Raw genomic sequence first — 21,274 nt, 5'->3', positions numbered from 1 at the left:
CGAGTGGAGCGCTCGGCGCTCAGGCGCCCTGAGCGTGCGCGTCGGCCCAGGCTGATCTCGGCGATCGCCGCTCAGGCGCCCTGGGCGTGGGCGTCGGCCCAGGCAATCGCGTCGCCATAGGCCATCAGCACCAGGCGGCGGTCGGTCTCCGGCAGCTCGGCGCGCTCGCAGGCGATGGTGGCCTGGAGGGCGGCGCCCTTGGGGCCGGCGTGGTGGACGAGCGCGTCGATGACGTCCTCGGCCAGCGGCAGTTGGGAGACGACGTCGGGCAGCGGTGCTCCGGCGAGGGCGTCGCTGACGGAGAGCAGGCCGACCGAGAACCAGGCGTCGGGGTCGGTGGCGCCCTTGATGTGGGCCAACGTTTCCAGCGTGCGGGCGCGGGCCAGAGCCGTCGCCAGCAGCGGGCCGCGGTGCTCGCCGATGCCGCTCAGCAGCAGCACCAAGGCCCATTGGCGGGCGGTGCGCGGGCCGAGCAGCATGACGCCCTGGCGGATCGACGAGATCCGATGAGGGAGCGAGATCGCGGCGGAGTTCAGCTGCTGAAGCAACCGCAACGACAAGTGCGGGTCCGTCCGGATGGCGAGCTCGATCTCCTCGATGCCGGCGTCTGGATGGGTCAGCCCGGCCACGGCGCGCAGGCGCTCGATCGACGCGGCGCGCAGCTCGGTGCCCGCCAGCTCGACCGGCTTGCAGAAGAAGTACCCCTGGAACAGCTTGGCGCCCGCGGCGCTGCTCCACTCGAACTCGGCCTGGTCCTCGACCTTCTCGGCGACCACGGTCACGCCGCGCGCGACCAAGGACCCCATCAAGCGCTCGGCCTCGGCACGCGAGTGGGCGCGCAGGTCGACCTTGACCAGGTCGGCCACCTCGAGCAGCGGCGTCGACATCGGCCCGGGCGCGAAGTCGTCCAGCGCCACGCGGAAGCCCTGAGCGCGCAGCGCCCGCAAGCGGCTCAGCAGCTCCGGCGTCGGCTTGGCGTCCTCAAGCAGCTCCAGCACCGTCGACTCCGGCGCCAAAGGCAGCGGGTCGACCTCGTGCAGGAAGCGCTCGGTCACGTTCAGGAACGCGGTCGAGCCGCCGACCGCCGCGCCGAACCCGACCTCGGCGAACGCGCCGACCAGCACGCTGCAGGTCGCGTGCTCGGCGTCCGGGATCTCGCCGTCGGCACCGCGCGGACCGCGGTACAGCAGTTCGTAGCCGGCGAGCCGTCCCCGGCGGTCGACGATCGCCTGCCGGGCGAACAGCACGCGCGGGGCGTCCGTCGCCGGCGCCGCCGCGAGGCTCACGTGAGCCCCGCCGCCGTTCCGTCGGCCCAGGTGATCGCCTCGACGTGCAGGACCGCCAGCTCAGCGGCCGACAGCGACGGCAGCGCCGCGTCGTCCCACGCGCCGCGCTCGCACGCCTCGGCCATCGTCAGCGTGCGGCCCTTGCCGCCCGCGCGCTGCACGAGCGCCGCGACGACGTCCTCGCTCAGCGGCAGGTCGCGAATCGCCTCGTCCATCGGGAGATCCAGCAACGCGTCGACGACCGAGATCATCCCGGTGAAGAAGTAGGCCTCGGCGTCGTCGGCGCCCAGGCGGCGCGCGATGCTCTCGCAGGTCCGCCCGCGCGACAGCGCCGTGATCAGCAGCGGGCCGCGCTTCTCGTCGATCCCGCTGAGCAGCAGGAGCATCGCCCACTGGCGGACCGTGCGCGGCCCGAGCAGCACGATCGCCTGGCGGATCGACTTGATCTGGTGGCGCAGCGAGAACGCGGCCGAGTTCACGAATCGGAGCAGGCGGAGGCTGAGGCCCGGATCGAGCGAGATCGCCTTTTCGAGCTCGTCGATGCCATCGTCGCCCGCGGCGCTGATGCCGGCCGCCAGGCGCAGCGCGCCGATCGACGCGGTCGGGACGTTGGTGCCGACGACCTCGCGCGGGCGGCAGACGAAGTCGCCCTGGAAGAGCTCGAAGCCGGCGTCGGCGCAGCGGTCGTGGTCGAGATGGGTGTCGACGCTGTTGGCGATCGGCCGGATGCCGCGGCCGCGCAGCATCGACACGAGGACCGCGAGGCCTGACGGCCCGACGCCGTTGGCGTCGATCTTCGCCAGCGTCGCGTAGTCCAGCAGCGGGTCGGCGGCCGGTTGGCCGGCGTAGCCGTCGAGGCAGAGCATGTAGCCGTGCTGGCGCAGGCGGCCGAGGCGCTCCACCAGCGGCTCGTCGGGCACGCGGTCGGCGGCGATCTCCAGGACCACGCCGTCCGGGCCGAACGGCAGCGGGTCCATCGCCAGCAGGAACTCGGTGGTGACGTTGATGAACGCCGGTGCGCCGCCGGTGGCCTGGCGCAGGCCGAGGTCGCTCAGGGCGGACGCCGCGACGCGCGAGGTCGCAGCGTGGGGCGACTCGGTACCGGTCTCGCCGCGGTAGAGCAGCTCGTAGCCGGCCAGGCGGCCATCGCCGTCCAGGATCGGCTGGCGGGCGAAGAGGACTTCGGTCTCGGAAACGGGGGGCGCGGTGGCCGCCAGAGCGGTTTGCTCGGCCATCTCTCGTCTCGTCGGTCGCCCGCGCGTGGAACTGGAGGTGGGCTCGACGGACGTCCGGCCTTTTGGGTGGGGCCTGGCGCACAGGCGTCCCCAGGCGTCGATCGCTTAAAGAGAAACGGCCCGCCGGGAGAGGCAGGCCGTTTCAGGGGAGGAGAGATACTGCTATGTGTCGTATGTGGGTCCGCCCGGAGGGCGGCGAGCGATGAGAGAAGTTTGTGGCCTGCGGTACTGCGTCTCGTTCGCTCTGCAATCACTATGCCCCTTGTCAGCCCGACGCACTGTGATCACGGACACAGTGGCCTGCTGACCGTGGCGCTCAGCACGTCTCCGCGTGTTGCTACATTGCGCCCGTTGGGTGCCCCGGCGGCGCTTGACCGCCTGTCAGGCACGCTCGGTTCTCGGCTCTAGCCGGGGGCTGGGGCGCACGGTAGGCGGCGACCGACTGTCGATGCCGGTGGCGGACAGCTTCCTTTGCCCGGACTGGGCGCGGCGTACGACCTACTACGACGCCGACCGTCCAGCGGGCCTCATTCCCGAGGGGGCACATGTCATCCAGCACCGAACCCGAACTGACGACGACGGACCGCGGATCCGCGCGCTCCGCGATCGCCAACGCCATCGTCCGCCTGCACGCCGAGCACTTCGGCCGCGGGCCAACGCGCGCCCGCGCGCACATCAACGAGGACTTCGTCCTGGTCGTCCTGGAGGACGTCTTCACGACCGCTGAGCGCACGCTGGTGGCCGCGGGGCGCAGCGACCAGGTCCAGGCGACGCGCACTGCGTTCGCCGACGTGATGCGCGACCGGTTCAGCGCCGCCGTCGAGGTCGCCTGCGGCCGGCGGGTGCGCGCGTACTTCAGCCAAACGCACATCGAGCCGGAGATGGCCGTCGAGCTGTTCGTGTTGGAGCCGGAGTAGCCGCGCGGCGCCGCGTCGGTACGGTTCCCGGGTGGTCAAGGTTCGGTTGGACACCCTGCTGCACCAGCGCGGCCTGTTCGACTCGCGTTCGCGAGCGGCGGCGTCGGTGATGGCCGGGGAGGTGCGGCTCGGCGGCGCGGGCGGCGCGCGGGCGGCGAAGCCGGGGCAGATGGTGGCTTCGGATATCGAGCTCACCGTGGATGAGAAGCCGCGGTACGTGTCGCGCGGGGGCGTGAAGCTGGAGAACGCGGTGGCGGGGTTCGGGGTGGACGTGGCGGGTCGTTCTGCCCTGGACGTCGGCGCTTCGACCGGCGGGTTCACGGACTTCCTGCTGCAGGCGGGGGCCTCGCACGTGATCGCATACGACGTGGCGTACGGAGAGTTGTCATGGTCATTGCGATCAGACGACCGCGTGACCGTGATCGAGCGCTCCAACGCGCGGGCGATGACGGTCGACGAGCTGCCCTACCGGCCTGACCTGATCGTCTCCGACGTATCCTTCATCTCCTTGACCAAAGTGCTCCCCGCCGTCCTGGCCTGCGCCGCTGATGAGTTCGACGCGTTGGCGATGATCAAGCCGCAGTTCGAGGTCGGGCGCGAGCGGATCGGCTCCGGCGGGGTGGTGCGTGAGGCCGCGGACCGGCGCTCGGCGCTGGTCGGGGTCGCGCGGTCGGTCGCTTCGGTCGCCTCGGTGCTCGGCTTCGCCTCGTCCGGATTGCCCGGACCCAAAGGCAACTTGGAGACCTTCGTGTGGCTGGGTGAGCCGGGGCGCGAGGGCGCTCTGGATGACGATGGCGTGGTCGCTGCCGCCGAGGAGGTGGAGCCGTCATGAACCGCGTGAAGCTCGCGACGGTCCTGACGCACGGGCGCCCTGGGCAGACCGCGGACGCGCTGGAGTCGCTGCGCCGCGCGGCGCTGGAGGCCGGGTACGTGCTGCGGTTCGACCGCGAGGAGGTCACCAAGCACGGTCTTGCGCCGGCCGAGGGGCTGGAGCTGGACGCGCCCTTGTCTGACGACGTCGACCTGTGCGTGGTCTTGGGCGGCGACGGCACGATCCTGCGTGCGCTGCGGCGTTACGCGGGCACGTCGGTGCCGGTGTTCGCGGTGAACTTCGGCGAGGTCGGGTTCCTGGCGACGATCGACCCGGACGCGGTCGGCGAGGGCTTTGCGAAGGCGTTCCGCGGTGAGTTCGAGGTCATGACGTTGCCCGCGCTGGCGCTGGAGACGCCGGGGGGAGACCAGGCCGCGATCAACGACGTGTCCTTCCACCGCAAGCTCGGCGAGCGCGTGGCGACGCTGGCCTACGTGGTCGACGGGCAGGAGGTCGGGTCGGTGCGCTGCGACGGCTTGGTGATCGCCACGCCCGCGGGTTCCACCGGCTACAACTTGGCCAACGGCGGCCCGGTGCTGGCGTGGGGAGTGGAGGGCTACGTGGTGTCGTTCATCGCGCCGCACTCGCTGACGGCGCGGGCGCTGGTGGTCTCGCCGACCGACGTGCTGGAGGTTCACAACCGCTCTCTGGAGCCGGTTGACGTGTCAATTGATGGCCGGCCGGCGGGGGAGCTCTCGCCCGGTGAGGCCTTGGCCTCGCGCTTCGTCCGCGAGGCGGCGGATCTGGCGCAGCTGCCGGGGTCGTCGTTCTACCTGCGGGTTCGGGAGCGGTTCGGGCGCTTGGCGTCGTAGTCGGTCTGTCTCTGCGCCGAATGTGCGTTCGGGTTGTGCAGGTTCCGTTGCGCGAACACGTGTTCGTCCGACCGAGGTAGTAGAAGTTCGCGCATGCTCCACGAGCTGCGCGTCGAGAACCTCCTGCTGATCGAGCGGGCCGAGCTGTGCCTGGCGCCCGGGCTGAACGTCCTGACGGGCGAGACGGGGGCGGGGAAGACCGTTTTGGCACACGCGTTGGACCTGCTCTTGGGCGGGCGCGCGAAGGCGGGGATCGTGCGGCCAGGCGCGGCGGAGGCGTACGTGGAGGGGGTCTTCGACCTGCCTTCTGGTTTGCGGTCGTTGTTGGGCGATCTTGTGGCGCCGGACGCCGACGAGCTGGTGCTGTCGCGGCGCGTGTCGTCGGAGGGGAGGACCAGGGCCTACATGAACGGTCGCTCGGTGCCGGTCGCGGACCTGCGCGCGGCCGCCGAGGGGCTGATCGCGTTCTACGGGCAGCACGAGCACCGCAAGCTGACGCTGGCGTCGTCGCAGCTCGAGCTGCTGGACGGCGCGTGCGGGGACGCGCAGGCGGCGCGGCGGGATCGCTATGCGGCGCTGCACGCGCGCGTGCGGTCGCTGGAGGGATCCTTGGACGAGCTGCGCGAGCGGGCGGGCGCGCGGGATCGCGAGCTGGACCTGTTGCAGTTCGAGCTGGCGGAGATCGACGCGGCGGCGCCGTCGGAGGACGAGGAGGCGTCGCTGGTCGCGCAGCGCGACCGGCTGCGGCACGTCGAGGCGCTGCGAGACTCGGCGCTGGGCGCGGCCGAGGCGATCGTGGCTGACGAGGGCGGCGTCTCGCTCGCGCTCGCCTCCGGGGCCTCGCTGCTCGACGCGCTCGATGGCGTCGACGCTCAGCTCGACACCCTCACGGCGCGCTGGCACGCGCTCGCGATCGAGGCCGACGACCTCGCCGCCGAGCTGCGCTCCTACGGCGAGGGCATGGAGGACGACGACGCGGCCGGTCTCGACGTCATCGAAGAGCGCCTGGCCGCGTGGGACCGCCTGAAGCGCAAGCACGGCGGCACGATCGCCACCGTGCTCGCGCACGCCGACGAGTGCCGCGCGCGGATCGCCGAGCTGGACGACGCCGAGGTGGCGCTGGAGGACGCGCAGGCGGCGCTGGCTGCCGCTCTATCCGACCGCGCTTCTTTGGCCGCCGAGCTGCACGGGTCCCGCGTGAAGGCCGCGAAGTCCTTGGCGAAGCAGGTCCGTGCCCGCCTCGCCGACCTCGCCATGGAGTCCGCGTCCTTCGAGATCTCGATCGAGCCTCGCGACGCAGGTCCGACGGGCGTCGACGCCGTCGAGTTCCTCATCGCGCCGAACCCGGGCGTGCCGGCCGCGCCCCTGCGCGAGACCGCCTCCGGCGGCGAGCTCTCACGGGTGATGCTGGCCTTGCTCGGCGCCGCCAACGCGACCGGGTCGAGCATCCTCGTCTTCGACGAGATCGACGCCGGCATCGGCGGCCACACCGCCCGCGCCGTCGGCTCCCAACTCCGCGACCTCGCCGCCGGCCGCCAGGTCCTCTGCATCACCCACCTCCCTCAAGTCGCCTCCCTCGCGACCCGCCACTTCTCCATCTCCAAGTCCACCTCCAACTCCACCACCCTCACCACCGTCACCCAACTCCCGGAGAAGTCCATCGTCTCCGAACTCGTCCGCATGCTCGGCGCACCTACCGACGACGTCGCGGCGCGACGGCATGCCAAGGAGCTGCGCAAGGCGGCCTGAGCCGCGCGCCTTCGCGAGCGCCTGGATCGCACCCAGGAGGTCGGGGGATCGAGTCCCTGGCTCCATGTTGGACGAAACCCCTGCTATTGCTGGGGTTTCGTCGTTCAGGGGTGGCCCTGAATCGCCCCGAGTTCCGCTCCGTTTCAGGCACCAGGGCCTTTATTCCGAGATATGTGACTGGTTCGCCGGGGATTACCGGCGTTCGGGTGCCCTCCGGACGCTCGCCCATCCCGACGCGGGAGCCGGTGTCCCTCGCAAGCGCTAGAGCGCTCTCATCGCGTTGTCAGCGCGGCGCGAGGTCGCGTCGGGCCCCGCGCCGCGCAGGCGCCCGGAGATGCGGCTTAGCCGGCGACGCCCGACGAACGTCTATGCCGCCGCGACTACGAGTTTCACGAACCGCTCCCGCGGCGGATCGACGGCGTCGACGAGCCGCCGGAGGACGTGGGCCGGCGACACCACGATCGCAACCGTAGACCCGGAGCCCGGGGCAAGACCGTGCACTCGGCGAGGTGCGCGAATAGATTCCGCCCAGCCGATGTCTGATGAGCCTGAGGCCAATGCGGCGATCGGAGCGGGCCAGCGGCGCCTGGGCACGATCCGGCTTGGCCTGATTGCGACGCCGGGCGTCGCCCACGACCTCGCCCGGGAGATCGCCGCGCAGTTGCCGGAGGCCCTGCGCGGGGAGGCGTCCTCCGCGGTCGAGTGGGAGGTCCCGCTGGTCGCCGATGCCTTCGCCGCCGACGCCCGGCTCTCCGGCGTCGACATGATCGACCGGGCGCGTGAGCGGATGCAGCGCGAGGGCTGGCACCTCGCCGTCTGCCTGACCGATCTGCCGCTGCGCAACGGCCGCCGCCCGGTGATCGCCGATGCAAGCGCCATGCACGGCGTCGCGATCGTGTCGCTGCCCGCCCTGGGCGCGGCCCGGCTGCGCCCGCGCGCGCTCGAGACGATCCTCCAGCTCATCGACGGACTCATGGCCGTACGCCCCGTCACCGCCGGCGAGCGCGGCGACCGGCGGCGGCGCAGCCGCGTCGACCGCCGGCTCTCCGACGTCGCGGAGACGGCCAGCTCGCCCGATGGCGAGGACGTCCGCTTCGTCGCGGGCGTCCTTCGGGGCAACGTGCGGTTGCTGCTCGGCATGGTGGCGGCGAACCGGCCGTGGCGGCTGGCGGTCGGGCTGTCGCGTGCCCTCGCCGCAGCGGTCGGGGCGGTCGCGTTCTCGTTGGTCACCAGCGACATCTGGAAGCTCGCCGACAGCCTGGGACCGATCCGGCTCGCCGGGCTCACGGTGCTTTCGGTCGGCGCGACGGTCGTGACGCTGATCGTGGCCCACGAGCTGTGGGAGCGCGGCGGCGACGGCCTGCGCCGCGAGCAGGCCGTGCTGTTCAACACCGCGACGACGATCACCGTCTTCCTCGGCGTGCTCGTGCTCTACGCAGCGCTGTTCGCCATTGCCCTGGCGGGCGCGTGGGTCATGCTGGCCAACGGCCAGCTAGCCCAGACCCTCGGTCACTCGCCGCACCCGAGCGACTACCTGCGGCTCGCCTGGCTCGTCTCGTCGCTGTCGATGGTCGGCGGGGCGTTGGGTGGTGGCCTCGAGAACGACGAGACCGTGCGTCAGGCGGCCTACGGGTACCGCCCCGATCCCGACGCGGAACGGGCGTTGCGGTACGCGCCGGAGGACGAAGCGCGATGAGCCCGCTGTGCCCGTGCGATGCAAGGCCGGGCGCTGTGGACGAACGTGGGTCCTTGTTGGCCGCGCGCCGGGTCCTATCGCCCACCGGCATGACCACCACCGGAACCCAAGTTGCGCTCCCCACCGGCGTCACGGCCGAGGGCGACGGCATCGCCGTCGGCGAGACCGGCGTACGCGTCGACGCCTACATCGACTTCCTCTGCCCGTTCTGCCGCCAGTTCGAGGCCGCCTCCGGCGACGCGCTGAAGCAGATGGTCGCCGAGCAGCTCATCACGCTCGTCTATCACCCGCTCGGCTTCCTGGACCGGCTGTCGACCACGGCCTACTCGTCGCGCGCATCGGCCGCGTCGGGCTGCGCGTCGGACGGCGGACGCTTCGTGGCGTTCAAGGACGCCCTGTTCGCCGTCCAGCCGGAGGAGGGCGGCCCCGGTCTCAGCGATGAGCAGCTCGTGGCCGTCGGCGCGGACGTCGGGCTCGACGTCGACAGCTTCGGCGCGTGCGTGATGGCCCGGCGCTACCTGCCGTGGGCGGTGTTCGTGACCGAGCGCGCGGTCGAGCGCGGCGTGAGCGGCACACCGAGCGTCTACGTCGCCGGGACGCCGGTGCCGGCCAACGCGCGGACGATCGCGGCAGCGGTCGCCGCCCTCACGCGCTGAGCACGCCGCGACCACCCCAACCCGGTCAAGCTCGAGGGCACCGACGGCGTGGTGCAGTCGTCAACTGGAGCCACGTGACGCTGATCGCGTCGGCGCGGTGGCGTCCTGCCGCGTCTCGACGGCTTCGACGGTGGCGAGGCCGCCGAGGATGAAGAGCACGACCGCCCAGAGCGCGAGCCCTGGCAGCGACGAGCCCACCGCGACCGCGCCGACGACGACCACCGCCGCGATGAAGCGCCGCTCCCACGGGACTCTGAGCACACGGACCTTCAACGCCACGCTCCCGAGCAGGTACAGGACGGGCCTGGCGGCGAGGGCGACCAACTCCGCGTCGCCCAGGCGACGGCTCGGATGCGCGATGACCAACTCGTTGCCGACCGCCGCGACGATGATCCCGGCGACGAGCAGGACGTACAGGTAGCTGAGATCACGTCCGAGGCGCCCGCGCTCCTCGGCCGCCCCTCGCAGGCGCTCGAGCGTCCGCCCGGCATGGGTGTCGAAGTACAACCACCACAACGCGGCGGTCATGAGCATCGCCACCAGGACCGCGGTGAGCCGCAGGGGCGTCGGGGACAGGCGCGAGGCGGTCGCGCCCGCTTCCACGATCGACTCGCCGAGCGCGATGATGAGGAACAGCTCGAGCCGCTCGACGAAGTGCGACGGCTCGAGGTGCCAATCGCTCGGGTGCGAGCGACCAAGGCCCGGCAGCGCATGGCCGGCCAGCGGACCGGCGTAGTCGAGGGCGAGCGCGATCGACCAGAGGACCACACGCGCCGAGCCGTCGACCAGCGCCCCGGCGATCCACAGGGGCATCACGGCGCACGACCAGCCGAAGATGCGCAGGGCCGGGCGATACAGCGGGTCCTCGCGGTGGGTCACGAGGACGACGAACAGGTTGCGGACGACCTGGATGCCCACGTAGCCGGCCACGAGCAGCCACGCCCGGGCACCGAAGGCGGCGGGGATCGAGATCGCACCGACCATGCCGGCGAACATCCCGACCAGGAGGATCCCGCGCACCACCAGCGTGCCCGCGTCGAACCAGTTCGTGACCCACGTCGTGTAGACCCACGCCCACCATGCCGCGAGCACCAGCAGCCCGGTCTTCGCCGCGCCGCCGAGGGTCAGGTCGTGCGCGAGCCGGCTCGACAGCTGGGTGATGACGAAGACGAAGACGAGGTCGAAGAACAGCTCGATCGAGGTCGCACGCGCTTCGTGGTCCGGCGGCCGGCGGATCGACTTCACCGCTTCTGCGGTAGGGCGCCGCCGGCCCGGCGCAACCGCGCCTCAGCATGGTGCGCGCCGTCCGGCCGCCACGAGCTCCTGCTCGATCCAGCGGCAGATGACGTCGACGGCGTACGCCTGCTCGTCGGCCGTGAGCTCGACGGTCGTCGCGTCGCGGGGCCCGCAGCGTGGAGTCGATCGACGCCGGCTCGGGCATCGGCTTGCACTGTAGGAGCCGCGTCGGTCTCGTCCGAACGCCCCCGGGGCCTTGTCCGCGCGGGCCAGCGTCGTACTTCTCGGAGCATGATCACCCGAGCGCTGTTCGTACGTCTGGAGGCCAAGACCGGCCGCGACCAGGAGGTCGAGAGCTTCCTGCGCAGCGCGCTGGACATCGTCGACACGGAGGACGGCACGCCCCTGTGGTTCGCGCTGCGCTTCGACCAGTCGACGTTCGGCATCTTCGACGCGTTCCCCGATGAGGACGCGCGCGAGGCGCATCTCTCGGGCCAGGTCGCCGCCGGGCTCAAGGAGAAGGCGCCGGAGCTGCTGGCCCAAGAGCCCACGATCGAGCGCATCGACGTGCTCGCCGGCAAGATCGACATCCCGGCGCTGGCCACGGTCGAGTAGCCGTGGACGTCGCCCACCTGCGCGCGCTCACCGACGATGAGCTGATCCGGCGCCACGACGCCGTCGCGGCGGAGGACGTCGGGGACGCGACCCACCGGTCGACGGTCTACTTCGACGAGCTGCGCGCGCGGGTGGCCGAGCAGGAGATCGAGGAGATGATGCGCCGGATCCGCGGCCTGCTGGCCATCATCGGCCTCCTGCTCGTCGCGACGCTCTTGGCCGTGATCGTCGTGGGGTGACGGGATCAGGCCGCGGCAGGCGCCCGCTGCGGGCGCGCCAGTGCTCGGGGCAGGTCGGGCTCGGCGACCTCAGACCCCGGGGGCAGCGCGTCGGCGAGCTGCCATCGCGCCTCCTGGTCGCGCGGCGTCCCGAAGTGCAGCATGAGCATCCCAACCACGTGGCGATCGGCCATGGCCCTGTACTAGCCCCCTTCGCGCGGATGCCAAATACCGACCGTCGAGGAGAACGCGATGAGCGCCCCCATCCTGACCCAGTACGACCCCGACCGGCCCCAGCTCGCGCCCCTGCGCTTCGCGGCGACCGTCGCCGCGGTCATGGGCGCGCCGCTGGTGATCGGCGCGGCGTACGCCGGCGAGGACGTCGTCGACCCGCTCGCCGACGTCCAGATGGGCGAAGGGCTGCCGCGGAATGATCCGCGCCCCGCGCTCGAGGCCGTCGTGCGCGAGCTCGGCATCGACGGCGAGCATGTGGACACGGCCGCGTTGGGCGCGACGACCGCACCGCGCGCGCTCCACCTGGCGGCGGTGGAGCTCGGAGCGGGGCTGCTCGTCGTCCCGCCCGGCACGACGGCCGAGCGCCTCCTCGACGGCGCGCCGTGCGCAGTGGCCGTCGTGCCCACCGAGACCGGCGGCGAGAGCCAGGACGACGCGGAGCACGGCGTCACATTCGTCGCGATCGGGGTCGGTCTCGTCGAGACGCCGGAGGCCGAGGCGGCGGTGCGCGGCGCCGAGCTGCTGGCCCGCCGCGCCGGTGCGCGGCTGCGAGTGCTGTGCGCGGTGCGGCCGGGCAACGCGGACCTGCACCGGCGCGTGGAGGAGTACGCGGGCGCGGTGCTCCCCGCAGAGCCGGGGGTCCGCATCGACATCGACGTCGACGATGGCGACCCCCGCGACCTCCTCGTCGCCGCGTCGTCGGAGGTCGACGTCCTCGTGTGCGGCTCGCGCTGCTACGGCCCGCATCCGGCGACCCTCCGCGGCGGCGTCACGCGGCACGTGACGGCCGAGGCGGCCGGCCCGGTGATCGTCATGGCCCGCAGGCCCGACGTGCGGTTCGAGGAGCTCCTCGGCGACTGACGTATGGATGTCGAGCAGGCGCCCTCCGGCCCGACGACCTTCCCAGGCACTAGAACACCGCCAGTGCCTGGATCGCCCGGAATCGCCCCGTATCGGCCGGTATCCGAGGCCAGCACCGCCAATGGATCCCGTACGAAGACCCTGCAAATAGCGCGCTTTTTACGGCGCAGCTCTTCTGCATCGCACCCAGGAGGTCGTGGGCTTCGAGTCCCCCTAGCTCCACTCGACGCGCACCGTCAACCGGTACGACCCCTTCTGCGACTCACTGCACTCTACGAGCGCGCCCGGGTGGTGGGGGGCGGGCGATCACTCGATGCGCTCGAGCTCCTCGCGCAGGTCGCCGGCGACGACGGGCGCCGGCTGGCGCAGGTGGGTCCCATCCACCGTTGGCATCACCGCGACCTCCATCCCACCGGACTCCGCCTCGTCCAACACGTCGAGGAAGTCGTGGACCTCGATCTTCTCGGGCTCGAAGCCCTTCCACGCTCCGACGAGCTGGCCTTCGATGAACCCCGGGTGCGGCCACGCGGCGAGGAGCTTTACGCCCTCATCCGTCACGTGGCCCCGGTGGTCACCGTTGTTGATGACCCACACCTCGCCCCAGTCCGCGGTCTTCTTGACGAAGTGCCAGTACTGCTTGTCGCCATCGGACGCCAGCACGCCATCGCGTTCGGCATCGCTCAGCTCGTAGCTCATAGTCGGCTTCTCTTGGAGTAGTCGTGATCCTCGCGGGCCCCGCCGCGCCTACCGCACCGTCTTGCTCGTCGCCTTCGTGACGCGGCCGTCGGCGCGGACGGGGGAGACGGTCGCGGTCACGCGGCGCTTGCGGGTGCTGAACCGGAACGTCGCGTGGGAGCCGCGGACGAGCTGCTCGTAGCGGCGGCCGGCGACGGTCACGGTGACGATCGAGCGGACGGAGGCGCCACCGCGGCGGAAGCGCACGGTGGTGGTCTTCGACCCGCGGGTGATCCGCAGGCGTGAGGCGCGGGTCGGCTTGGGCTGGGAGACGCGGACGGTCCGCGGGCCGTTGCGGCGCCCGATCGGCACGCCGGCGCGGCGCGTCACCGCGACGAGCCGCAGGCGTGCGCCGCGGAACGTCCTGGGGACGCGCACGCGGACGGCCGACCGCGTGGTCGTCGCGATCGGCACGCCGTCGTCGCCCTTGCGGCGCGCGGCGCGGATCTCGACGCTCGTCCCGGCGGGCCGGCGCAGCCGCAACGTGAGGCGCGAGCCCGGCCGCACGCGCCTGCCGCTGATCTTCGCGATGCGCGCCAGCTCGCCGGCGCGCGCCGCGAGCAGCGTGGACGTCACGCCGGCGCCCTGGACGCGCCACCGCCCGCGGGCGGGCGAGCGCACGACCACGCCAACGAGGCCGTTGAGCCGCCCGACGAGCACGCGGCCTCCGGCCAGCTCCTGGGTAGGGGTGGTCACCTTCGACGTGTCGGCCACCACGTGGCCCTTCGGGTCGCGGACGACGATCTGCCCGCTGCCCGGCGCCTGCAGGACCAGCGCCTGCAGCCCACGCGGCACGCGGACGGCTCCACGCTTGACCGCGCCGGACTGGGCAGCGCTCGCGGCCGTCGGGTCGATCGACGTCAGCGTCTTGGTCGAGCCCCAGCCGACGTCGTAGTCCAGCGGCGACCCCCACTTCTTGATGACCGTCGCGCCGGCGTGGAGCTTCCACACGTCGATCGACGTGCGCGCGCCCGCGCCGAGGTTGGAGATCAGCGCGTCACCGGTCAGCAGCGGCCCGAGATGGTCGGGCGCGTCGTGGAAGAAGCCGAACGGCCAGTGGTCGTGGATGAACTTGATCGGTTCCGAGCTAGGCCCGAACTCGACCGACAGCTTCCCGCGCGACAGGAACGAGCTGCCGGTGACCTGCAGCGTCGTCGAGCCGTGGACCAGGTCGAGGACGTTGACGTTGGTCGCCAGCGCGAACTCGCCGTCGTCGAAGTCCATGTCGATCGAGCCTTCGCCGTTGGCCAGCGTCACGTCGGTCGCGGTGACCTGCGCGGTCGCGCCGAGGTGCAGCTGCAGGTCGGCGACGTCGAAGGACCCCTCGCCGTGGAAGCCGATCCCGACGGCCTTCTTGACCTTGAACGGCCAGCCGCCGTCGATCCCGACGCCGACCGTGATCGAGGCGAGGCCTTGCGCCGCGTTGGCGAGGTCGAACGACCCGCCCGAGAAGAACGTCCCGTACGGTCCCGCCACGCCGCCCCCGGCGCCGGCCGCCAGCGCGAGCGACAGCGAGTCGAAGCGCCCGTCCTTCACGCCGCCCGAGGCGCTCGCCGACACCGTCCCGGCCGTCGGCAGCGAGATCGAACCGCCGCCGCTGACCTTCCAGCTCGCGTCAGCCTGGTTGAAGGAGAAGCCGAGCTCCTTGAGCTCGAACAGCTGGCGGCCGGCGATCCGCAACGGGGCCGAGAAGCCCTTGGTCGACAGCTCGCCGGAGATCCCCGGCGTGCCGAACGACACCTTGCCGCTGGCGGCCAGCGCCGCGCCCGCCAACTTGTAGGAGATGCCCGCGCTGAGCGCGATCGTCCCGGCGCCGAGGTCGATCGACACCGACGGCGCCTGACCGCCGACCCGCGACAGCTCGATCGGCAGGCCGCCGAGCTTCAGCTGCGAGCTCAGGCCCGGCAGGTGGAAGCCGCGCAGGCCGGCGGCGGTGACGTCGAACGCCGTGCGCGCCAGGCGCAGGTCGGTCCCGCCGACGATCACCCCGAAGTCGGCGTCGCCGCTCGTCCGGATCGCCGCGCGCGAGACGTCGACGGAGATCTTCGACGTCGAGAGGAACAGGAAGCCGTTGATCGTCACGCGACCGCTGAGCGTCGCGGTCGAGCCCGAGACCGCCGGCTTGGCGGCGCTGCACAGGACGAACGGCCCGGCGGTGGTCTTGAACGTCCCGTTCGGGCACGTCGTCGACGCGGCGGTCCCGCCCGCCGGGCCGGCGGCCGGCGGCGTGGTCGTGGGCGGCGGCCCGGGCGGGCGCGTCACCGGCTGCGGCGCGCCCTCGTTCTGCGGCGTGTCGAGCGAGACCTGGACGGTGGTCGATGCCGGCGGCGTGCAGCCCGACAGCTGCGTGTCCTTCACATAGGGCGAGTCGATGATGTAGGTCCAGGTCCCCGACCCGCCGCTGAGCTGGCCCTTGGTCGGCGTGACCGGCTGGAAGGAGGGCAGGCTGACCGGGATCTCCCACGGCAGCGTGAACGCGCCGCCGGCCGCGATCTGCGCCCCGCCGACCAGCGACGCCGGCGTGACCGCGCACTGCGGCGGGTCCTCCTGGCCGACGTAGGGCGAGCCGTCGAAGCGCCCGGCGAACGCCCCGCCCGCCCAGACGTAGAAGTGGCCGGGCTGCCCGCCGGGCTCCTGGCGCGTCCAGCGGCCCGGGGACACCGCCGGCGGCTTGTCGGCCGTCCGCGTCAGCGTGATCGGATAGCGGTGGACGCCGTTGGCGTGCTCCGGATCCGCGCCCGGGTCGCACGCGCGCACGACCGACGCGTTGTTGGACAGGTTGAACACCGCCGTCGACCCGTCCACGCTGCCGCCGTACTCGCGGTCGACCGGCGAGTCGTCGCCCCAATAGCCCCACAGCCCGTCGGCCTCGATCGTGAACGCCGCGTCGTTGCCGTCGCCGTCCTGGCCGGTGGTCGGCGTGTCAACGAGGTTCCCCATGGGATCCGACGTCCGGCAGATTGCGCCGATCCGCGACACGTACGGCCCCTTCGCGCCGACCTCGACCGAGAGCGCCGCGGTGATCCCACTCGCCGACGTCCCCGTGTAGAAGCCGGGCACCGGTGGGGCGGCGGCCTGCGCGGCAGATGAGCATGCCGCGGCAGCGACGACGGCGAGGGCTGCCCCGAGGACCTTGCGAAACATCGCGGGCACGTACCCGGATGCGGTGTGGCGCTAACGAGGTCGTGGCTCCGCCACCGCGGGGACGTCACGCGCCTGTTCGGCGCGCAGCGCTCGTGCGACTTCGATGCGGGATCGAATCTCCGTCAGCGCCTCGACCTGCGCCGCGATCCCGTCGCTGCCCGAGCAGCAGGAGCGAATCCCGGAGTACGCGGGCCAGACGCATTTCAGCCGTCGGCTGGCGTCATCGCCCTCTGCGGGCCGACAGACCCGTCGTGACGAACGCGGCGAGGTGGACATGGATGCGTCGCGATCGGGCAAGACCTGAAGATGATCGCCAGCGCCCGCTTGCCGCGGTGGCGCCAGGACGTCGCGCAGGTGGCAGCGGAGCTGCAAACCGACGTCGACGACGGGCTGACGTCTGACGAGGCCCGAGCCCGCCTGCGGCAGGCCGGGCCCAACGCGTTGGCGGCGGCCGAGGAGGTCCCGGCGTTCAAGCGGATGCTCGCCCAGTTCAAGGATCCGCTGATCTACCTGCTCGTCGCGGCGGTGATCGTCTCGCTCGTCGCGTGGATCGCCGACGGCGCCGGCGGCGTCCCGTGGGACGCGATCGTCATCGCGGTCATCGTCGTCCTCAATGGCATCCTCGGCTACGTCCAGGAGGCGCGGGCCCAGCAGGCGGTCGCCGCCCTACAGCGCATGGCGGTCGCGTCGGCGGGCGTGATCCGCGACGGGCGCGAGCAGCGCGTCCCGGCACCGGAGGTCGTGCCCGGCGACGTGCTCGTCCTCACCGAGGGCGACGCGGTCGCCGCCGACGCCCGGCTCGTCGAGGCCGCCTCGCTCATGGTCGCGGAGGCGTCGCTCACCGGCGAGAGCGAGGCGGTCCTCAAGGATCCGCGGACGCTCGCCGGCGACCCCGCGCTCGGCGACCGCATCAACATGGTCTTCAGCGGCACCGCGGTCACCCGCGGCCGCGGGCGCGCCGTCGTGACCGCGACGGGCATGGCGACCGAGATGGGCAACGTCGCCCGGCTGCTCGGCCGCACCGAGGCCCAGAGCACGCCGCTCCAGCGCGAGGTCGCGCTCATCGGTCGCGCGCTCGGAGTGGCGGTCATCGTCATCGCCGTCGTCGTGGTCGTCGCGATCCTGCTCACCGCCGACGTCGAGGACACGGCCGACCTCGTCGCGGTCCTGCTCGTCGGCGTGTCGCTGGCGGTCGCCGCCGTGCCCGAAGGGCTGCCGGCCGTCCTGTCGGTCGTGTTGGCGGTCGGCGTGCGGCGCATGGCCGCTCGCCACGCGATCGTCAAGAAGCTCTCGTCAGTGGAGACGCTGGGCTCGGCGTCGGTCATCTGCACCGACAAGACCGGCACGCTGACGCGCAACGAGATGACGATCGAGAAGGTCGTCACCGGGTCGGGGGAGGTCGATGTCACCGGCACCGGCTACGCGCCCGAAGGCGAACTGCGGACCAACGGCGACCCGCTGCCCGACGGGCCACTCCGCGACGAGGTCATGGCCGTGCTCGCCGGGGGCAGCCTCGCCAACGACGCCGTCCTCGAGCCGGCCCCTGACGGCAGCTGGACGATCCAGGGCGACCCGACCGAGGCCGCGTTCCTCGTCGCCGAGGCCAAGGTCGACGGGCTCACCGACGTCCGGACGAGCCGCTTCGCCCGCATCGGCGAGGTGCCGTTCACGTCCGAGCGCAAGCTCATGACGACGATCCAGGCCGACGCCGAGGAAGGCGACGTCGACATCGTCACCAAAGGCGCGCCCGACGTCCTGCTCGCCCGCTGCGCCGCCGAGCGCGTCGCGGGCCAGGTCCGCCCGCTCACCGACAGGCGCCGCACTGAGATCCTCGCGGCCGTCGAGCACCTCGCCGACCTCGCGCTGCGTACGCTCGCCGTCGCCTACCGCGAGCTTCCTCGGACCGCAGACCCGCCGCAGGGCGAGCAGGTCGAGCGCGAGCTCATCCACCTCGGGCTCGTCGGCATCATCGATCCGCCGCGAGAAGAGGCCAAGCAGGCGATCGCGGAGGCGACCGCGGCCGGGATCCGGGTGATCATGATCACCGGCGACCACCCGCGGACCGCCGCCCGCATCGCCGAGGACCTGGGCATCACCGAGCACGGTGGCGGCGTGCTCACCGGTGCCGAGATCGGGCGGCTCGGCGACGACGAGCTGCGCGCCGCGATGCGCGACACGGCGGTGTGCGCCCGCGTCGCGCCCGAGCACAAGCTCCGGATCGTCGATGCGCTGCGGGCCGACCGGATGATCGTCGCGATGACCGGTGACGGCGTGAACGACGCCCCCGCGCTGAAGGCCGCGGACATCGGCGTCGCGATGGGCGTTACCGGCACCGACGTGACGAAGGAGGCGGCGGACATGGTCCTCGCCGACGACGACTTCGCCACGATCGTCGCGGCGGTCCGCGAAGGGCGAGGGATCTTCTCGAACATCCGCAAGTTCCTCCGGTTCCTGCTCTCGTCGAACATCGGAGAGGTGCTGACGATGTTCCTCGGCGTCGTGCTCGCCGCAGGGCTCGGGCTGCGTGACACCGGCGATGCGCTCGCCGTGCCGCTGCTCGCCACGCAGATCCTCTGGGTCAACCTGCTCACCGACACCACGCCGGCGCTGGCGCTGGGCGTGGACCCCGCGCCCGACGACCTCATACGGCGCCGGCCGCGCGCCGTGACCGACCGCGTCATCGACCGCCGGATGTGGGCGGGCGTCCTGTGGGTCGGCCTCGTCATGGCGATCGTCACGCTGGTCGCCCTGGACCTGCGCCTGGAGGGCGGCTATCTCGGCGGCCATGGCGACATCGACGAGGCGCGCACCATGGCGTTCACCACGCTCGTGCTCGCCCAACTCTTCAACTGCTTCAACGCCCGCTCGGACCGGACGAGCGCCTTCCACCACCTGTTCACCAACCGTTGGCTGTGGGGCGCGATCGCGCTCTCGGTCGTCCTCCAGCTCCTCGTCGTCGAGCTGCCGTTCCTCAACGACGCCTTCGACACCGCGCCGCTGGGGATCGACGACTGGCTCATCTGCCTTGGCCTGGCCAGCTGCGTGCTGTGGGCCGACGAGCTCAAGAAGCTCGCCCAGCGCGCCGCCGGCGACGGGCACCGGTGAGACAGTGAGACGACGAGCGAGACGACGACTGCGTATCGCCTAGAGCCTTCTTGCGCGCAGCGCGTTGAGGATGACCGCGACGTCGATCCCCTCTTGCAACAGCGCCCCGGCCACGGGCGGCAGGGCGCCGACGGCCGCGACCGCCATCGCGGCGAAGCTCAGGCCCATGCCCACGACAACGCTCTGGGTCGCGATCGCCAGCGAGCCGCGACCGACGCGCACGGCCGCGGCGACGGCCCCGATCGCCCCGGAGACGATCACCGCGTCGGCTGCCTCGGAGGCGGCGGTGGCGCTGCCGCCGGCGGCGACCATCGCGACGCCCACGTCGGCCAGAGCCAGGGCGGGGGCGTCGTTGACGCCGTCTCCGACCATCATCACCGGCCGGTCAGCGGTCGTGCGCACTATCTCGAGCTTGCCCTCGGGCGTGCAGTCGGCGTGCACGGCGTCGAGCCCGAGTGCAACGCCGATCGGCTCGGCGATCGCCGAGCGGTCGCCGGTGACCATCGCGATGTGGCCCACGCCTTCGTCGCGGAGCGCCTGCACCAGCGCCGCCGCGTCCTCCCGGACGCGGTCGCCCATCACGAACGTCGCCGCGTGGACGCCGTCGACGGCCAGGCCGACGCGCGCCAAGCCGCGTTCCCCGTCCGGCGTGGCGCCGCCGTCGGCATCGGGTGCGCGTCCGATCGCGACGCGGCGACCGTCCACGCTTCCGACGATGCCCTCGCCGGGAGCTTCCTGCACGTCGACCGGGAACGTCAGCGCGAGCCGCTGCTCGCCGGCCGCCCGAACGAGCGCGGCGGCGAGCGGGTGGGCCGACATCTGGTCCAGCGACGCGGCAAGCCGCAGCGCTTCGCTCGGATCGCCGTCGGCCACCTCGGTCCGCACCAGGCGCGGGGTGCCCAGCGTCAGCGTCCCGGTCTTGTCCAGCAGCACGGCGCGGACGCGCCCAAGCTGCTCGACGACGCTCGCGCCCTTGACCACGACGCCCGCCGCGGCAGCGCGTGAGATGCCCGAGGTCAGGGCGATCGGCGCGGCGAGGATCAGCGGGCAGGGCGTCGCGACGACCACGACGGCCAGCGCGCGCACGGCGTCCCCGGACGCCGCCCAGGCCGCTCCCGCGATCACCAGCGTGACCGGAAGCAGCAGCGCTGCGTACCGATCGGCCAGGCGGGTGAACGGCGCGCGGTCGGCCTGCGCCTGCGCGACGAGTTGGACCAGCGCGGCGTAGGCGCTGTCCCCGGCGCTGCGCAGCGTGCGCAGGTCGAACGGCGCGCCCGCGTTGGCCACACCGCTGCGCACCTCCTCACCGCGCGTGTAGGCGACCGGCATCGGCTCGCCCGTCAGCGCCGCCTCGTCGACCAGCGCCTCGCCGGATGCGACCAGACCATCGACCGGCACGATCTCGCCACGACGCACGATCAGCATCTCGCCCGGCATCACCTCCTCGACCTCGACGTCTTCGAGCCGATCACCGCGGTGGACGTGCGCGGTCCGCGGCGCCTGTGCGAGCAGGGCGGTCAGCTCCCGCCGCGCCCGTCGATCGGCCGCCGCCTCGAGCGCGTTGCCACCCGCGAGCATCAGCGCGATCACCGCGCCCGCGAGCTCCTCGCCCAGGGCCAGCGCCCCGGCCATCGCGATCAACGCGATCGCGTCCACGCCGACGCGTCCCCGCCGCAGCGTCGCGAGCACCGACCACACCAGCGGCAAGAGCAGGCCGACGACGATCGCCGTCCAGAGCGCGGTCGCGGCGTCGTCGTAGCCGAAGCTCGACAGCACCAGGCCGGCGACGATCGCCGCGAGCGCGGCGCCGGCGACGACGACATATGCGCGACCGCTCATGAGCGCTGAGCGTAGGTCCGCCGTGCGGACGCCGGCGGGTTGTCGGTCAGCTGGAGAGCACCCGG

17 protein-coding genes are annotated in these 21,274 nt (G+C 72.4%); 10 read left to right on the top strand and 7 right to left on the bottom strand.

Going from position 1 to position 21,274, the window contains the following annotated elements; translation table 11 throughout:
* Window positions 1–71: 71 nt before the first annotated feature.
* On the bottom strand, window positions 72–1,286 hold the full coding sequence (locus tag ACT01A_RS02820; RefSeq protein WP_445150727.1) for an EAL and HDOD domain-containing protein: 1,215 nt from the start codon (window positions 1,284–1,286) through the stop codon (window positions 72–74).
* Window positions 1,283–2,521 (bottom strand): EAL and HDOD domain-containing protein, encoded by a 1,239-nt coding sequence (locus ACT01A_RS02815; RefSeq protein ID WP_445150726.1) that lies wholly within the window; start codon window positions 2,519–2,521, stop codon window positions 1,283–1,285. Before ACT01A_RS02815 ends, ACT01A_RS02820 begins: the two co-directional genes overlap by 4 nt.
* 545 nt (window positions 2,522–3,066) lie before the next feature.
* Between ACT01A_RS02815 and ACT01A_RS02810 the strand changes: the two genes are divergently transcribed.
* The 6 genes from ACT01A_RS02810 to ACT01A_RS02785 all read left to right on the top strand — a co-directional run bounded on the left by ACT01A_RS02810 (window position 3,067) and on the right by ACT01A_RS02785 (window position 9,222).
* Window positions 3,067–3,438 carry a DUF2294 domain-containing protein gene (locus tag ACT01A_RS02810; protein WP_445150725.1) on the top strand — a complete coding sequence of 124 codons (372 nt, stop codon included), beginning with the start codon at window positions 3,067–3,069 and terminating at the stop codon, window positions 3,436–3,438.
* A gap of 31 nt (window positions 3,439–3,469) precedes the next feature.
* Complete coding sequence (locus ACT01A_RS02805; protein WP_445150724.1) at window positions 3,470–4,270, top strand: TlyA family RNA methyltransferase; 801 nt, start codon at window positions 3,470–3,472, stop codon at window positions 4,268–4,270.
* Complete coding sequence (locus tag ACT01A_RS02800) at window positions 4,267–5,121, top strand: NAD(+)/NADH kinase (RefSeq protein ID WP_445150723.1); 855 nt, start codon at window positions 4,267–4,269, stop codon at window positions 5,119–5,121. Before ACT01A_RS02805 ends, ACT01A_RS02800 begins: the two co-directional genes overlap by 4 nt.
* A gap of 93 nt (window positions 5,122–5,214) precedes the next feature.
* Window positions 5,215–6,870 (top strand): DNA repair protein RecN, encoded by a 1,656-nt coding sequence (gene recN / locus ACT01A_RS02795; RefSeq protein WP_445150722.1) that lies wholly within the window; start codon window positions 5,215–5,217, stop codon window positions 6,868–6,870.
* A 535-nt stretch (window positions 6,871–7,405) separates the two neighbouring features.
* Window positions 7,406–8,566 carry a hypothetical protein gene (locus ACT01A_RS02790; protein ID WP_445150721.1) on the top strand — a complete coding sequence of 387 codons (1,161 nt, stop codon included), beginning with the start codon at window positions 7,406–7,408 and terminating at the stop codon, window positions 8,564–8,566.
* A gap of 89 nt (window positions 8,567–8,655) precedes the next feature.
* A complete protein-coding gene (locus ACT01A_RS02785; RefSeq protein WP_445150720.1) occupies window positions 8,656–9,222 on the top strand; it encodes a DsbA family protein in 567 nt (188 codons plus the stop codon).
* 60 nt (window positions 9,223–9,282) lie between these two features.
* Here the strand turns inward: ACT01A_RS02785 and ACT01A_RS02780 are convergent, their stop codons facing one another.
* Window positions 9,283–10,467, bottom strand: coding sequence for a low temperature requirement protein A (locus ACT01A_RS02780; protein ID WP_445150719.1), 1,185 nt, complete (start codon window positions 10,465–10,467; stop codon window positions 9,283–9,285).
* Window positions 10,468–10,749: 282 nt separating this feature from the next.
* On the opposite strand from ACT01A_RS02780, the gene ACT01A_RS02775 reads away from it, so the two are divergent.
* Window positions 10,750–11,073, top strand: a complete 324-nt coding sequence (locus ACT01A_RS02775; RefSeq protein WP_445150718.1) for a putative quinol monooxygenase — start codon at window positions 10,750–10,752, stop codon at window positions 11,071–11,073.
* A 2-nt stretch (window positions 11,074–11,075) separates the two neighbouring features.
* The gene (locus tag ACT01A_RS02770; RefSeq protein WP_445150717.1) at window positions 11,076–11,312 is read left to right on the top strand and encodes a hypothetical protein; all 237 of its coding nucleotides are present in this window, start codon (window positions 11,076–11,078) and stop codon (window positions 11,310–11,312) included.
* Window positions 11,313–11,317: 5 nt separating this feature from the next.
* Here the strand turns inward: ACT01A_RS02770 and ACT01A_RS02765 are convergent, their stop codons facing one another.
* Window positions 11,318–11,485: a hypothetical protein gene (locus ACT01A_RS02765; RefSeq protein WP_445150716.1), complete on the bottom strand. Its 168-nt coding sequence runs from the start codon at window positions 11,483–11,485 to the stop codon at window positions 11,318–11,320.
* Window positions 11,486–11,543: 58 nt separating this feature from the next.
* Here ACT01A_RS02765 and ACT01A_RS02760 point away from each other — a divergent pair, with 58 nt between their 5' ends.
* Complete coding sequence (locus tag ACT01A_RS02760; RefSeq protein ID WP_445150715.1) at window positions 11,544–12,386, top strand: universal stress protein; 843 nt, start codon at window positions 11,544–11,546, stop codon at window positions 12,384–12,386.
* Between the two features lie 306 nt (window positions 12,387–12,692).
* Here ACT01A_RS02760 and ACT01A_RS02755 read toward each other — a convergent pair whose 3' ends face one another.
* On the bottom strand, window positions 12,693–13,082 hold the full coding sequence (locus tag ACT01A_RS02755; protein ID WP_445150714.1) for a DUF2750 domain-containing protein: 390 nt from the start codon (window positions 13,080–13,082) through the stop codon (window positions 12,693–12,695).
* A 48-nt stretch (window positions 13,083–13,130) separates the two neighbouring features.
* Window positions 13,131–16,265: a hypothetical protein gene (locus ACT01A_RS02750; RefSeq protein ID WP_445150713.1), complete on the bottom strand. Its 3,135-nt coding sequence runs from the start codon at window positions 16,263–16,265 to the stop codon at window positions 13,131–13,133.
* A 306-nt stretch (window positions 16,266–16,571) separates the two neighbouring features.
* On the opposite strand from ACT01A_RS02750, the gene ACT01A_RS02745 reads away from it, so the two are divergent.
* The gene (locus tag ACT01A_RS02745) at window positions 16,572–19,370 is read left to right on the top strand and encodes a cation-translocating P-type ATPase (protein ID WP_445150712.1); all 2,799 of its coding nucleotides are present in this window, start codon (window positions 16,572–16,574) and stop codon (window positions 19,368–19,370) included.
* Window positions 19,371–19,409: 39 nt separating this feature from the next.
* Here ACT01A_RS02745 and ACT01A_RS02740 read toward each other — a convergent pair whose 3' ends face one another.
* The gene (locus ACT01A_RS02740) at window positions 19,410–21,209 is read right to left on the bottom strand and encodes a heavy metal translocating P-type ATPase (protein WP_445150711.1); all 1,800 of its coding nucleotides are present in this window, start codon (window positions 21,207–21,209) and stop codon (window positions 19,410–19,412) included.
* Between the last annotated feature and the right edge of the window lie 65 nt (window positions 21,210–21,274).

Source organism: Baekduia sp. Peel2402 (assembly GCF_052567285.1).
This window is presented reverse-complemented; position numbering and strand designations above follow the sequence as displayed.